10 protein-coding genes and 1 tRNA gene are annotated in these 13,604 nt (G+C 65.9%); 6 read left to right on the forward strand and 5 right to left on the reverse strand.

The genetic code is table 11. The annotated features are described in order from the left end of the window. Nucleotides 1–97 precede the first annotated feature (97 nt). Nucleotides 98–1,102 carry a fumarylacetoacetate hydrolase family protein gene (locus FPZ54_RS17310; RefSeq protein WP_145849064.1) on the forward strand — a complete coding sequence of 335 codons (1,005 nt, stop codon included), beginning with the start codon at nucleotides 98–100 and terminating at the stop codon, nucleotides 1,100–1,102. Nucleotides 1,103–1,282: 180 nt separating this feature from the next. Here FPZ54_RS17310 and FPZ54_RS17315 read toward each other — a convergent pair whose 3' ends face one another. Next, entirely contained in the window at nucleotides 1,283–4,603 is a 3,321-nt protein-coding gene (locus FPZ54_RS17315) for an error-prone DNA polymerase (RefSeq protein WP_145849065.1), read from the reverse strand. 57 nt (nucleotides 4,604–4,660) lie between these two features. Here FPZ54_RS17315 and FPZ54_RS17320 point away from each other — a divergent pair, with 57 nt between their 5' ends. Continuing rightward, the gene (locus FPZ54_RS17320) at nucleotides 4,661–4,915 is read left to right on the forward strand and encodes a type II toxin-antitoxin system Phd/YefM family antitoxin (RefSeq protein ID WP_145849066.1); all 255 of its coding nucleotides are present in this window, start codon (nucleotides 4,661–4,663) and stop codon (nucleotides 4,913–4,915) included. Next, a complete protein-coding gene (locus tag FPZ54_RS17325; protein ID WP_145849067.1) occupies nucleotides 4,915–5,325 on the forward strand; it encodes a type II toxin-antitoxin system VapC family toxin in 411 nt (136 codons plus the stop codon). Before FPZ54_RS17320 ends, FPZ54_RS17325 begins: the two co-directional genes overlap by 1 nt. 5 nt (nucleotides 5,326–5,330) lie before the next feature. Here FPZ54_RS17325 and FPZ54_RS17330 read toward each other — a convergent pair whose 3' ends face one another. Together FPZ54_RS17330 and FPZ54_RS17335 are read right to left on the reverse strand one after the other, a co-directional pair. Beyond that, complete coding sequence (locus tag FPZ54_RS17330; RefSeq protein WP_145849068.1) at nucleotides 5,331–7,382, reverse strand: DUF6504 family protein; 2,052 nt, start codon at nucleotides 7,380–7,382, stop codon at nucleotides 5,331–5,333. Next, nucleotides 7,288–8,046 (reverse strand): ImuA family protein, encoded by a 759-nt coding sequence (locus FPZ54_RS17335; protein ID WP_145849069.1) that lies wholly within the window; start codon nucleotides 8,044–8,046, stop codon nucleotides 7,288–7,290. The genes FPZ54_RS17330 and FPZ54_RS17335 overlap by 95 nt, the downstream gene beginning before the upstream one ends. 131 nt (nucleotides 8,047–8,177) lie before the next feature. Here FPZ54_RS17335 and FPZ54_RS17340 point away from each other — a divergent pair, with 131 nt between their 5' ends. After that, nucleotides 8,178–10,334 carry a M3 family metallopeptidase gene (locus FPZ54_RS17340; protein ID WP_145849070.1) on the forward strand — a complete coding sequence of 719 codons (2,157 nt, stop codon included), beginning with the start codon at nucleotides 8,178–8,180 and terminating at the stop codon, nucleotides 10,332–10,334. Between the two features lie 69 nt (nucleotides 10,335–10,403). Here the strand turns inward: FPZ54_RS17340 and FPZ54_RS17345 are convergent, their stop codons facing one another. Together FPZ54_RS17345 and FPZ54_RS17350 are read right to left on the reverse strand one after the other, a co-directional pair. Then, entirely contained in the window at nucleotides 10,404–11,537 is a 1,134-nt protein-coding gene (locus FPZ54_RS17345) for a radical SAM/SPASM domain-containing protein (RefSeq protein WP_145849071.1), read from the reverse strand. A gap of 51 nt (nucleotides 11,538–11,588) precedes the next feature. Continuing rightward, a tRNA-Gln gene (locus FPZ54_RS17350) sits at nucleotides 11,589–11,662 on the reverse strand. A 170-nt stretch (nucleotides 11,663–11,832) separates the two neighbouring features. Here FPZ54_RS17350 and FPZ54_RS17355 point away from each other — a divergent pair. Next, nucleotides 11,833–12,891, forward strand: a complete 1,059-nt coding sequence (locus tag FPZ54_RS17355) for a Ppx/GppA phosphatase family protein (protein WP_186456819.1) — start codon at nucleotides 11,833–11,835, stop codon at nucleotides 12,889–12,891. 10 nt (nucleotides 12,892–12,901) lie between these two features. Beyond that, nucleotides 12,902–13,585, forward strand: a complete 684-nt coding sequence (locus FPZ54_RS17360) for an RlmE family RNA methyltransferase (RefSeq protein WP_145849073.1) — start codon at nucleotides 12,902–12,904, stop codon at nucleotides 13,583–13,585. Nucleotides 13,586–13,604 lie beyond the last annotated feature (19 nt).

Consider the following 13,604-nt stretch of genomic DNA (forward strand, 5'->3'; position numbering starts at 1 on the left):
GTTGCGGGCTGCGCCTTCGCCTGTCAATGCAGCTTGGGTAAGGACTCGCCGAAAACCAGACGGTTAGAGCAGGCGGGGCAGGAGCAGGAGAAACAGCGTGAAACTCGCCAGTCTGAAACAGGGGCGCGACGGCCGCCTCGTCGTCGTATCGAGCGATCTGGCCTGGTATGCCGATGCGGGTCACATCGTGCCGACGCTTCAGGCGGCGCTGGACGATTGGGACCAGCATGAAGGGCCCTTGCGCAACCTCGCCACCGATCTCGATCATGAGGTGATCCCGCGCGAGCGGTTCCACGAGCGCGATGCCGCTGCGCCCCTGCCGCGCGCCTATCAATGGGCGGACGGATCGGCCTATGTGAACCATGTCGCGCTGGTGCGGCAGGCGCGCGGGGCGGAGATGCCCGAAACCTTCTGGCACGATCCGCTGATGTATCAGGGCGGCAGCGACGGCTTTCTTGGACCCCGCGACCCGATCCCGCTCGCCGACGAACGCTGGGGCTGCGATCTCGAGGCCGAGGTGGTGGTCGTGACCGGCGATGTGCCGCAGGGCGTGAGCCGCGATGAAGCGCTGGCGAGCATCCGCCTGATCGGCCTCACCAATGACGTGTCGCTGCGCAATCTGATTCCGGGCGAGCTCGCCAAGGGCTTCGGCTTCTTCCAGTCCAAGCCTGCCAGCGCCTTCTCGCCCGTCTTCGTCACCCCCGACGCGCTTGGCGACTGGTGGCGGGACGGCAAGCTGCACCGCAAGGTGATGGTCGATCTCAACGGCCAGCCCTTCGGCCGCGCCGAAGCGGGCGAGGACATGACGTTCGATTTCGGCACGCTGATCGCCCATGCGGCGAAGACGCGTGCGCTGGGGGCAGGGACGATCATCGGTTCCGGCACCGTCTCGAACCGCGACGCGACAGGCGGCCCGGGCAAGCCGATTGCGCAGGGCGGGGTGGGCTATTCCTGTCTTGCCGAAGTCCGCACGGTCGAGACGATCCTGAACGGCAAGCCGGAAACCCCGTTCCTGAAGGCGGGCGACACCGTCCGCATCTGGGCCGAGGACGACAGGCACCATCCGATCTTCGGCGTGATCGAGCAGACCGTCGGGGGGTGAGTATCGCAATTCCTCCCCTGCGATGCAGGGGAGGTGGCATCGCGCAGCGATGACGGAGGGGCCGCCGCGAAGGCGGCGGAATTTTGCCGAGCTGTTCTCGGCTGTCTGCGCAGCCGCCCCTCCACCAGCCTGCGGCTGGTCCCCCTCCCCTGCGATGCAGGGGAGGAATGCGTCGCCGCTTCAATGAAAATCCCGCGACTTGACCGGGATGCTGTCCCCCTCGCGCCAGTGGCTGCTGTCATAGGGAGCGGGCCAGCGCGGCGGCGCTTCGCGCGGGTCGATCGTGCCGCCATGTGTCGCGCCGTCGCCGGGCATCGTCATGCGGGGCAGGTCGATCTCGCCGACCTCGCGCAACATCACCGTCAGATCGGTGATTCTATCGGCGACGAGATGGATGACGATCCCCTCGCGCTGCACCCGGCCCCTGATCGCCAGCATCGTTGCGGTCATCACGGTGCGGCGATGCGCCTCGAACCGGTCGGACCACAGCACCGCATTGGCGATGCCGCTTTCGTCCTCCAGCGTCACGAACACGACGCCCTTGGCACTGCCCGGCCGCTGGCGAACGAGGATCAGCCCGGCGACCTCCACCCGTTGCCCGTCCTTCATGGCGGAGAGGTCGCCGCACGGCCGGATGCCGCGCGCCGACAGTTTGTCGCGCAGAAAGGACAAGGGATGCGCGCGCAGCGACAACTGGGTCGCGCGATAATCCTCCACCACCTCGCGACCCGCAGTCAGAGGGTCGAGCGCAACCGGTGGTTCGACACTCTCCGGTATCGTCCGCCCTTCACGCAGGTCTGCGGCGGCGAACAGGTCGAGCGGCGCCTGTCCCAGCGCCTTGATTGCCCATAAGGCCTGGCGTCGGTTGAACCCCAGCGACGCAAAGGCGTCTGCGTGCGCCAGCCGCTCCAGCGCCGCAGGTTTTACCCGCGACCGCCGCCAGGCATCCTCGATCGACACGAACGGCCCCGCCCTCCGCGCGGCAAGAATCGCCTCGGCATCCCCCTGCGCCAGCCCATGCACTACCCGCATCCCCAGCCGCAGCGGCATCAGTCCGGCCCAGCCTTCATCGCTCCCCCAAAAGGCGGCGTGACGCGGTCGCCGGTTTGGGAGGTCCGCTATCATCTGCGTGTCCCAGTCGCTCGCATTGATGCAGGCCGGATAAATCTCCACGCCATGCGTGCGCGCATCCCGGACGATCTGTGCAGGGGCGTAGAATCCCATCGGCTGCGCGTTGAGCAGCGCACAGCAAAAGACGTCCGGATGATGGCATTTCATCCAGGACGAGGCATAGGCGATCTTTGCAAAGCTCGCCGCATGGCTCTCGGGAAAGCCGTAATTGCTGAAGCCGCGGATCTGTTCGACTAGCCGCTCGGCAAAGTCGCGCGCGATGCCCCGTTCCAGCATCCCGTCGATCAGCTTGGGCCCGAATTCGCCGATATCGCCGGTCGATTTGAACGTCGCCATCGCCCGGCGCAGCCGGTCCGCCTCGCTCGGGCTGAACCCGGCGCCGACGATCGCGACCTGCATCGCCTGTTCCTGGAACAGCGGCACGCCCAGCGTCTTTTTCAGCACCGCCTCCAATTCGGGCGAGGGATAGTCGACCAGCTTCGGATTCTGCCGCCGTTTCAGATAGGGGTGGACCATATTGCCCTGGATCGGCCCCGGTCGCACGATCGCGACCTGAATCGCGATGTCGTAGAAATCGACCGGCTTCATCCGCGGCAGCATCGACATCTGCGCGCGACTCTCGATCTGGAACACGCCGAGCGTATCGGCCTGACGGATCATCCGGAACGTCGCCGGATCATCCTCCTGCATCTCGGGTGCAGCCATGGTCAACCTCACCCCCTTGTGGCGCTCCAGCAAGTCGAACGACCGCCGCATACAGCCGAGCATCCCCAGGCCGAGGATATCGACCTTCATGAAACCGAGATATTCCAGATCGACCTTCTCCCATTCGATCACCTGGCGGTCGACCATCGCGGCGGGTTCGACCGGGACCAGATCGCGCAGCTTGTCGCGCGTCAGCACGAAACCGCCGGGATGCTGCGACAAATGCCGCGGTGTGCCGATCAACTCGCGTGCGAGTTGCAGCGTCAGCGCGAGACGGTGATCGGTCGCGTCGAGTCCCAGCGCCGCGACATGCGCTTCCGGTAACCCGTCGCTCGACCAGCCCCAGACCTGGCTCGCCAGCGCTCCGGTCAGATCCTCGGGCAGCCCCAGCGCCTTGCCTACCTCGCGCACCGCGCCACGCGTGCGGAAGCGGCTGACCACTGCGGTCAGCGCGGCATGGTCGTGGCCGTAACTCTCATAGATCCACTGGATCACTTCCTCGCGCCGCTCATGCTCGAAATCGACGTCGATATCGGGTGGCTCCTTGCGCTCGGTGCTGATGAATCGCTCGAAGAGAAGCTGGTGCTTGATGGGGTCGATTGAGGTTATGCCGAGTGCGAAGCAGACTACCGAGTTGGCCGCGCTCCCGCGCCCCTGGCACAGGATCTGCTGGCTGATCGCGAACTGGACGATCGAATTGACCGTCAGGAAATAGGGCGCATAGCCCATCTGCTGGATCAGTCCGAGTTCGTGCTCAAGCAGGTCGCGATGCGCCTGAGAAGGCTTGCCGCCGAACCTTTGTTTGAGTCCGTTCGTGGCGAGGATGCGCAGTGCTTCCTGCGCCGATTTGCCGGGCAGCACCTCCTCCTGCGGATATTGATGGTGCAGATCGCGCAAGGAAAAGCTGCACCGTTCGGCGATCGCCGCACTTGCCCGTAGCGCATCGGGCCAGCGCGCGAACCGGCGCGCCATCTGCTCTGGCGGTTTCAAATGCCGGTCGGCGCTGCGCTCGCGTCTCAGGCCCAGATCGTCGATCGTACACCCTTCGCGGATCGCGGTGACAACGTCCTGCAACATCCGCCGGTCGGGATGATGGTACAGGACATCGCCGGTCGCGAGCGGGGTCAGGCCATGGCGGCGCGCGGCATCATGCGTTTCGTCCAGCCGGGCAACCTCGTTCGGACGGCGCATCGGGGTCATGCAGACATGTCCGCGCTCCCCGAACAGATCGGCCATCCAGCGCAGATCGCCCTCCTCGTCGCGCGGAACCAATGCCCCCACCAGCCCGTCACAGGCCGCCGCGACATCCTCCCAATAGAGGAAGCACTGCCCCTTCTCCCCGTGCTGCGCATCGGCGCGTGACTTTCCCTGCGTGAGCAGGCTGGTGAGGCGGCTCCACGCGGCACGATCCTCTGGCCAGACCAGCACCGAGGCGCCATCGACCAGGTCGAGGCGACAGCCATAGACCGGACGGATCGTCACCCCTTGTTTCGCCAGTTCGTCGCACGCGAACAGCGCCTGCACCACCCCGCCCAGCGAATTGCGGTCGGTGATCCCCAGCGCCGAATGACCCATCACCGCCGCAGCAGAAAACAGCTCGAGCGGTGAAGACGCACCGCGCAGGAACGAGAAATGCGTCGTGACCTGAAGCTCGGTGTAACTCATTGGCGCGTCGCGCCGAAATGACTATATAAAATGTACATGTCGAGCGGAGCAGCGGCCATGAACAAGATCGTCAGCGCAACCGAGTTCAAGGCCAAATGCCTGAGGATCATCGACGACATGCAAAAGGACGGCATCCCCGTCACCATCACCCGACGCGGCAAGCCGGTCGCCGAGCTCAAGCCCAAGCGCGAGGCGCGCAAGGATGTGTTCGGGATGCTGCGGCATCCGGAATATCGCTTCGAAGATCCGTTCAGCCCAGCTTTCGAAGGTCCATGGGACGCTGAGCTGGATGGTGATGAGCGGCAAGGCTGATGCTGCTCGACACCCATGTCCTGGTCTGGCTCGTTCAGGAGCCTGAACGGATCGGCGCGAAATCGCATGAACGGATCAGCCAAGCGATCGCATCCGGCGATGCGTCCATTTCGGCGATCACCCACTGGGAAATCGGGATGCTGTTTTGCAAGGGCCGGCTGCAGCTCGGGCGCCAGCCGCGCGAATGGCTTGAGGTGGTTCTGAGGGAAGCGGGAATTTCCGTGGTTCCAATCAATATCGGGATCGGGGTCGATGCCGGCTGTCTTCCCGGCAGTATCCATGGCGACCCGGCCGACCGTCTGGTCGTGGCGACGGCACGGGCAATGGAGATGCCCGTCATTACCGCCGATCGCGCGATCCTCGATTACGCTGCGGCGGGGCATGTGCGGGCGATCGACGCGCGGGTTTGATCCGCTCATCCGAACAACCCGTGGAGATACCAGCTCAGGTCGCCCGTCGCCCCCCGTTCGCCATCGCCGCGGCGGAACAGCCAGTATCGATGGCCGCCCTCGTCCTCGACACGGAAATAGTCGCGCACCGCATGGGTCTCGGCGGCGCGGCGCCACCATTCGCCGGTGATCCGCTCCGGCCCGTCGGCGCGCACTACGCGGATCGTCCGCCCGCGCCAGGTGAAGCGGCGCGGCGGCTGGTCGGGCAGTTCGGCGAGGACATGGTCGAGCCGTTCGGGTCGGGCAAGCAGCCGCGCCGGGCGCGGCCAGTCGGGGCGCCAGGGATCGGGCGGCGCGGTGCGGAGCAGCTGGCGGACATCGTCTCGCTTGACGTGCGCGCCAACGCGTTCGGGTGGATCGAGTATGCCGTCGCGACCGACGCTGCGCTCGGGCACGTCGCTTTCGACCGGGCGGTTGCGCCACAACCGGCGCGGGCCGATCCGCGTGGCGAGCGTATCGGCGAGCGGAGCGAGGTCCGGCTTGGCCTCCTCGTCCAGCCGCTCGTCGAACGGGCGGGCGGATAGCGGCTCGGCACGGCGGACATGCAACGCGATGGCGTCGATGCCATAGCCGGGTTCCACATCCTCAATCCGCCGCGCAATCAGGCGGATGAGGTGCAGGCAATCGCGGCTGGCCCGGGCCAGGCCGATGCGGAGCGTCTGTGGCACGCCATCGACCCGGTCGGCGACCAGTTCGACCGCGCGTGCGCCAAGCCCCGCCGCTTCGAGCGCGGCGCAGAGTTCGGGAACCAGCGCGCCGATCCAATGCGCGATGCCTTCGGCGGTGGCGACCGGCTCGGCAAAGCGGCGCTGCACCGCGATTGCTTCGCGCGGCATGACCGGGTCGAGCGGTTCGGCCAGGGTACCCAGCGCCTGTTCCAGTCGGGAAACGAGCGCCCCTCCGAAGCGCCGGGAAAGCGGCCCGCGCGGCATCGCGGCGAGCTGGCCGATCCGATCGATGCCGAGCCGATGGAGCAGCTCCACTGCGACGGGATCAGCGCGCAACGCGGGAATCGGAAGCGCGGCGAGGGCGTCGGCGTGCTGGCCGGGAGGACATATAAAAACGTCATCCCCGCGGGGGTGACGACCAAAAAAGAAATGCGCCAGCGCCCAGGCCGCGCCCGGCGTGTCTGCGATGGCGACCCGCGCGCTATACCCCCGCCGCGCCAGCAGCCGCACGATGCGCAGCGCCATCCGCTCCTCGCCGCCATGCAGATGCGCGGCCCCGCTAAGGTCGATCAGCAGTGTATCGGCGCCTTCGACCGCGACGGTCGGCGCCCAGCGTCGCGCGGCCATCAGTGCAAGCCGATGGAGTGCGGCGAGATCGCCTGCGGGATCGGCAGGATGGATCGCGAGTTCGGGCAGCAACGCGCGCGCCTGCGTCACCGCCATGCCGGGATGGATGCCGAGCGCGCGGGCCGCCGGGCAAGCGGCGGCGATAACGATGCGGTTACCCTCGCGGATCGAGATTACACGCGGAACCAATTCCTCCCCGAGCTTGCTCGGGGAGGGGGACCATCGCGCAGCGATGGTGGAGGGGCCGCGCCGCAGGCGCGGAATGGGGGGCGACCGATCACCGCCGCTATGCGGCGGCCCCTCCACCCCGCCCTGCGGGCGCGGTCCCCCTCCCCGAGCAAGCTCGGGGAGATATTTGCGGGCTGGCGGCTCCCCCGCCGGAACCTGGCTACGCACCTCATCCGACTGCATCGGCCGAAACGGATTCCCTGCCGCTTCCTCGCGCCGCCCCAGCTCGCGTTTCGAAGGACGCTGATGTGCGGGCAATGCCGCGATCTCCCGCGCGCGTTCCTCCCGCGCCCAGCGCGCGCCGGGGCGCCAGCCGCCGCCGCGCGGGACCGAGCAGCCATGTTTCTGTTCCGCCGTCGCCGCGTCGCGCAGCGCCTCGAGCTGCGTGCCGGGTGCGGGGTCAGGCGGCGGCGCGGCCTGTACGCGTGTCCGCTCCGCCTGCCGCAGCCTTTCGATCGGCCAGTCGGGCAGGAAGAGCGCAGCGACCCGTTTCATCGCACGCCTCCACTTGGATATCGAAAGGATCGCCCCCCTTTTGCCGGGCGAGCGACAGCTGCCAGCGTGCACGCCCCACCCCCTCCACCGGCAGCGGGGTCGAGGGCGCACAGCCGACCCGCCAGCGCGTCACCGCCGCCGACGGCGCCGCCAGCGGATCGCCGCCCTGACGCGGATGGCGCTTCATCAGCAGCGCGATGGTGCGCCCGCCCTCCGCAGCCAGCTGCAACCGCCGCGTCGCGGGCATCGCCACGCGCCGAGCCTCGCCCACCACGGCACCCAGACCGCGATGGCGCAGCCCTTCCTCCATGATCGCGAGCAGCTCGGCATCGTCCGCCGCCTCGGCATAAAGGACGCGCTTGGGCGCGAGCCCCACCTGATACAGGCCAGGCGCGAACAGGTCGCGGCGCCGCACCACCCACAACACCGGTCCCCAGGCGCGCGCCGCGATCCCGGCGACGAACAGCGTCGCGGCGGCATCATCGGTCAAATCGGCGCTCGCCCCCGCCACCTCGTGCAGCGCATCGAGCCTGAGGCCACCATCGGCGAGCCGCGCGTCCATTCGCTGAACGCCGAACGGCAGCACTGGGCGACGGCGAAAGCCGCTACCCTCGATGGTGCTCAGCGTCTCGCGCAGTTGGCTGATGATCGCGGGATCGGCCATGGTTCGGCCCACAAACTCCGATTCGGGATAGATCGTTCTTATTTTGTTCCGTTTGTAGGCAGAGTCAACCGCTTGCCAACCCGGATCGATGGCGTATCATCCCGCTATCACACCAATTCCAGGGGAATTTGATGAAGCCCGTTTCCGGCGCAATTCTGCTCGCCACCGCCTCGCTCCTCGCCGTGCTGCCCGCAGCCGCGCAGACGCAAACCGCCACTCCCGCCGCCACCGCACCGGATCCCGCCCCCATGCTCGACAAATGGCCCGGCCCGTTCGAAGGCGTTCCCCAGTGGGACAAGGTGACTCCGGCAATGTTCCCGGCGGCGTTCGAAAAGGGCATGGCCGAAGCCCGCGCGATGTTCGCCAAGGTCCGCGATAATCCCGAAGCGCCTACCTTTGCCAACACGATCGAGGCGCCCGCCAAGGCGACGACCGCCCTGGCACGCATCTTCCCGGTCTGGGGCGTCTATACCAGCAACCTCGCAAGCCCCGAGGTCCAGAATATCGCGCGTGAATGGAGCCCGAAACTTTCGGCCTTCTTCACCGAAATGAGCCTCGACCCCAAGATGTTCGCGCGGGTGAAGACGCTGTACGACAAACGCGAGACGCTCGGCCTCAACGCCCAGCAGATGCGCCTGCTCGAACGCGAATATCGCGATTACGTCACCTCGGGCGCGCTGCTGGACGAGGCGCAGAAGGCGGAGGTCAAGCGGATCAACGGCGAACTGGCCAAGCTCTATACCGAGTTCAGCCGCAAGGTGCTGGCGGACGAAGAGACCGCGATCATCATCGACAATGAGGCCGATCTCGCGGGGCTTCCCGACAGCTTCAAAGCGAGCCTCGCCGAAGAGGCCAAGTCGCGTGGCCAGGCGGGCAAATGGGCGGTCAAGAACACCCGTTCGTCGATGCAGCCCTTCCTGATGTATGCCACCAACCGCGCGCTGCGCGAGAAGGTGTACAACGCCTATATCAACCGCGGTGACAATGGCGACGCGAACGATACCAATGCGACGATCGCGCAGATCCTGAAGCTGCGTCAGGAGCGCGCGAAGGTCCTCGGCTTCAAGACCCATGCCCATTACCGCATGGACGACACGATGGCCGAAACGCCGGAGAATGCGACGAAGCTGATGATGTCGGTCTGGCCCGCCGCGGTCGGCCGGGTGAAACAGGAAGTTGCCGACATGCAGGCGCTCGCCGATGCCGAAGCGGCGGCGGGCAAGGGGCCGAAGATCACGATCGAGGGCTGGGACTATCGCTATTATGCGGAGAAGGTCCGCAAGGCGAAGTACGATCTCGATGAGAGCGAGGTGAAGCCGTATCTCGAGCTCAACAACATGGTCAACGCCATGTTCTACGCCGCCGGGCGGCTCTACGATCTCGAATTCAAGGAAAATACCGGCACGATTCCGGTCTTCCACCCCGATGTCCGCACCTTCGAGGTGAAGCGCAAGGGCGAGACGATCGGCGTCTTCTACCTCGACAACTTCGCCCGCGCGGGCAAGCGCTCGGGGGCGTGGGCGACCAGCTATCGCAGCCGTTCGGGCCTGCGCGGCGACAAGATCGTGCTGGCGTCGAACAACAACAATTTCACCAAGGGTGGAGCAGGCGAGCCGACGCTGATCAGCATCGATGACGCGTCGACCCTGTTCCACGAATTCGGCCATGCGCTGCACAGCCTGCTCAGCCAGGTCTATTATCCGGGCCTCGCCGGCACGCCGCGCGACTTCGTCGAGTATCCCAGCCAGGTCAACGAGAACTGGCTGCTGACGCCGGACGTGCTCAACCGCTTCGCCAAACACTATAAGACCGGCGAGGTGATCCCGGCGGCTTTGGTCGAGAAGATCGAGAAGGCGGCGACCTTCAATCAGGGCTTCGACACGGTCGAATATCTCTCATCGGCGATTGTGGACATGCAACTCCACAATCGCGAGACGCCGGTGACCGACCCCGACGCCTTCGAACGCGACACGCTGACGCGCATCGGTATGCCGAAGGAGATCGTGATGCGACACCGCCTGCCGCAATTTAACCATCTCTTCTCGTCCGATGCCTATTCGGCGGGCTATTACAGCTATCTCTGGTCGGAGACGATGGACGCCGACACCTGGGCCGCCTTCGAGGAAACGGGCAATGTCTGGGACAAGGCGACGGCGGACAAGTTCCGTACCGTCCTGCTGGAAACCGGCAACGAGACCGACCGCAAGGAAGCCTATAAGGCATTTCGCGGCCGCGATCCCGACGTCAAGGCGCTGTTCGAGCGCCGCGGATTCCCGACCGGGGAGTGAGGTCGTGGCGCCGCCGGGTCCGACCCGGCGGCGCCACTGCCCTCTGCCCAATCAATGTTCGGGGCCCAATCAATGTTCGGGAACGAGATACGATACGACCTTCTGCAGCAAGGTTCGTTTCGTATTGCGGCGGCAGGTGCCGGCGAAATTGCAGCTGTTACAGTGATTCAGGCCGGATCGGTCCCCGCGCAGCAGCTGTTCGCGTAGCGGGACCAGCCCTCCGTTACGCCACTCATCCTCGATCTTGCCATTGGCCATATGACCGACCGGATCGGTAAACCCGAAATCCCATGTACATTTTCCGAGCTTGCCTTCTGCGTCGATGAAGACCGACCGGAAGGGAAACTCGCAAAACCCCCAATATTTGCCTGTCAATTCGGGCGCGTTGGGTGAGAGGCCACCGAGATTATCGCGTACCTCGGTAAGTTCCTGACGTGCGAGTTGAAAATAGGTACCGCCCCAAGTCCATTGTGCCGACCACGGGTCGGTAGGTCCCGAATAGCCCGGCATCTCTGCCAGCAGGCGCTGAAAATGCGCGTCGAGCGGTTCCCGGACGTCTTTCATATAGGCAGTGATGTGGATCCGGCTCGTACCCGCTTCCACCAGTTGTTTGGCAGTGGCCGGGGTAAGCTTTCGACCGTTGGTAATGATGCGCGTGCTCATCCGCGGGAGTTCGCGCGTTGCGATGCGTATGAATTCCGCCAGCTGGGGGTGGAGCAGCGGCTCGTTCATGCAATGATAGCTGAGGATGCCGTCCGCTCCTGCTTCCTTCAGCTCGGAAACAATGCGCCGGTACAGTTCGATACTCATGCTCCGGTCGGGGCGCGTGTCGGTGTGTACGCTGGCGAGGCAGAAGCTGCATGTGCTGTTACAGCGCGAGCGGACTTCCAGATAGACGTCCTTGATCCCGCGTGGGCGACCGAATTCGTCCACAAGCTCACGGCGGACGGGAGCAATCCGCACATACTCCTGCATCTGTCGCAGCATTGACGCGCTGAACAAGAAGCGGCCGACTTCGCCGACAAGGATTCGCCGTCGACGCCGCGCTAGATAGCGGCGATGGGACTTTTCATGTGGTCGACTTGTTGAGATCTGGTCGCGCATCAAGCGATCATCGCCCGATTGAGCGAACGGGCAAGCCTTATTCCAATTGCTTGCAATAGACGCAGCCGCATCGCTGTAGGCGAAGTCGCCCGCAGCCATCCCGCTGGCGGTCTTCGCCGTGACTTAGGGTAGGCAGGATGAGCGTGAGATTGGATGCCCCGCGTGGATTCGAACCACGATTGACGGAGTCAGAGTCCGTAGTCTTACCATTAGACGACAGGGCATCACTGACAGGCGGGCGCATCTAGGCGGGGAGCCGCGCGGGGTCAATAGGGTAGTGGTCCGTAGAGCTGGGGGCGGATCGCTTGCTCCGGCCCACCCCTTGCGCTAGCGTCGGCTTCAAGCACCGGCGGCCTATTTCGGCCGTGACGGAAGAACATAAGTGAGTTGTTGCATGGGGGAAGGCTCCGCCAGGATGCCGCGCCCGCCGGCCAAAGGCCCGGCCCGCCCGGCCCCACATACTGCCCCGACCATGGCGCGCGCGCGCTGGCCAGAGGCGCGCCATTACGCGGCGCTCGACCTTGGAACCAATAATTGCCGGTTGCTGATCGCGCGGCCCAACGGGTCGGGCTTTACCGTGGTTGACGCCTTTTCGCGCATCGTCCGCCTGGGCGAAGGGCTGGCGTCGAGCGGGCGGCTTTCCGATGCGGCGATCGAGCGCACGATCGCGGCGCTGCGCATCTGTGCGGACAAATTGCGCCGCCGCAACGTCGCTTTGTCGCGATCGGTCGCGACCGAGGCGTGCCGGCAGGCAACAAACGGCGCCGAATTCATCCAGCGCGTCTATCGCGAGACGGGAATCGTGCTCGACATCATCACCGCTGAGGAAGAGGCGCGGCTCGCCGTGCTGGGCTGCCACGCACTGCTGGAGCCGGGCGATGGCCCGGCTTTGGTGTTTGATATCGGCGGGGGATCGACCGAATTGGTGATGGTCGATTCGACCGGGACGCATCCCCGCATCCTCGACTGGCACAGCGCGCCCTGGGGCGTCGTCTCGCTGACCGAGGCGCGGGGCCTGACCGGCGACCAGGACGAAGATGCGCGTAAAGCTGCCTATGCCCGTATGCGCGAAGCGGTGGCGGACGCCTTCGCACCCTTTGTTGCGCGGCTGCCCGCCATTTCGGGAACGCCGCGCCTGCTGGGCACCAGCGGTACGGTGACGACGCTGGCGAGCGTGCATCTGGGCCTGTCCTCCTATGACCGATCGGCGGTGGACGGGCTGATCGTCCCGTCGGCATCGATGCGCGCTGTGAGCCGCCGTGTCGCCGACCTCGACCTTGCCGGGCGGTCGGCGATTCCGTGCATCGGCGCCGAGCGGGCCGATCTGGTGGTGGCGGGCTGCGCAATATTGGAGACGATCATGGACATCTGGCCCGCGCAACGGCTCGGCATCGCCGACCGTGGCATTCGTGAGGGCATATTGCGCCGCCTGATGAACGGGCGCCAGCAATGAGGGGGCGGCAATGAGCAGGGGCGGAACCCGCGGTCATGTCCGCGTGCGCACCGGGCGCGGACGCACCAGCCAGTCGGTGCGCTGGCTCGAACGGCAGCTCAACGACCCCTATGTGAAGAAGGCGAAGGCAGAGGGCTATCGCAGCCGGGCCGCCTACAAGCTGATCGAGCTGGACGAGAAATTCGCGTTCCTGAAAGGGTCGAAGCGCGTCGTCGATCTCGGCCTTGCGCCCGGGGGATGGAGCCAGGTCGTCCGTCGTACCTGTCCCAAGGCCGCGGTCGTCGGTATCGATCTGTTGCCCGTCGATCCGATCGAGGGGGTCGCCATCTTCCAGATGGATTTCATGGACGACGCGGCCCCCGACACGCTGATCGAGGCGCTGGGCGGCGCCCCGGATCTGGTGATGTCCGACATGGCTGCGAACACCGTCGGCCACCCGCAAACCGACGCGCTGCGTACCATGGGCCTGGTCGAGGCGGCGTTCCAGTTCGCGATCGAGACGCTGGCGCCGGGCGGTACCTTTGTCAGCAAGGTGTTCGCCAGCGGCGGCGACGGCAAGTTCGTCGCCGAGATGAAGCGCAACTTCGCCACCGTGAAGCACGCCAAGCCGCCGTCGAGCCGCAAGGGTTCCGTCGAATGGTTCGTGGTGGCGCAGGGGTTCAAGGGTCGGGCGGAGGACGCTGAGGCCGAATAGGTCGCATTCCGGCGTCCGA

Source organism: Sphingomonas suaedae (genome assembly GCF_007833215.1).
In the GTDB taxonomy this organism is placed as follows: domain Bacteria; phylum Pseudomonadota; class Alphaproteobacteria; order Sphingomonadales; family Sphingomonadaceae; genus Sphingomonas; species Sphingomonas suaedae.

Coding starts and splice junctions, on each gene's coding strand:
- FPZ54_RS17355 (WP_186456819.1), top strand. CDS start 11,833: ATGGGGGAAGGCTCCGCCAGGATGCCGCGCCCGCCGGCCAAAGGCCCG.
- FPZ54_RS17360 (WP_145849073.1), top strand. CDS start 12,902: ATGAGCAGGGGCGGAACCCGCGGTCATGTCCGCGTGCGCACCGGGCGC.
- FPZ54_RS17315 (WP_145849065.1), bottom strand. CDS start 4,603: ATGAGTTACACCGAGCTTCAGGTCACGACGCATTTCTCGTTCCTGCGC.
- FPZ54_RS17335 (WP_145849069.1), bottom strand. CDS start 8,046: ATGGCCGATCCCGCGATCATCAGCCAACTGCGCGAGACGCTGAGCACC.
- FPZ54_RS17320 (WP_145849066.1), top strand. CDS start 4,661: ATGAACAAGATCGTCAGCGCAACCGAGTTCAAGGCCAAATGCCTGAGG.
- FPZ54_RS17330 (WP_145849068.1), bottom strand. CDS start 7,382: ATGAAACGGGTCGCTGCGCTCTTCCTGCCCGACTGGCCGATCGAAAGG.
- FPZ54_RS17340 (WP_145849070.1), top strand. CDS start 8,178: ATGAAGCCCGTTTCCGGCGCAATTCTGCTCGCCACCGCCTCGCTCCTC.
- FPZ54_RS17345 (WP_145849071.1), bottom strand. CDS start 11,537: ATGGCTGCGGGCGACTTCGCCTACAGCGATGCGGCTGCGTCTATTGCA.
- FPZ54_RS17325 (WP_145849067.1), top strand. CDS start 4,915: ATGCTGCTCGACACCCATGTCCTGGTCTGGCTCGTTCAGGAGCCTGAA.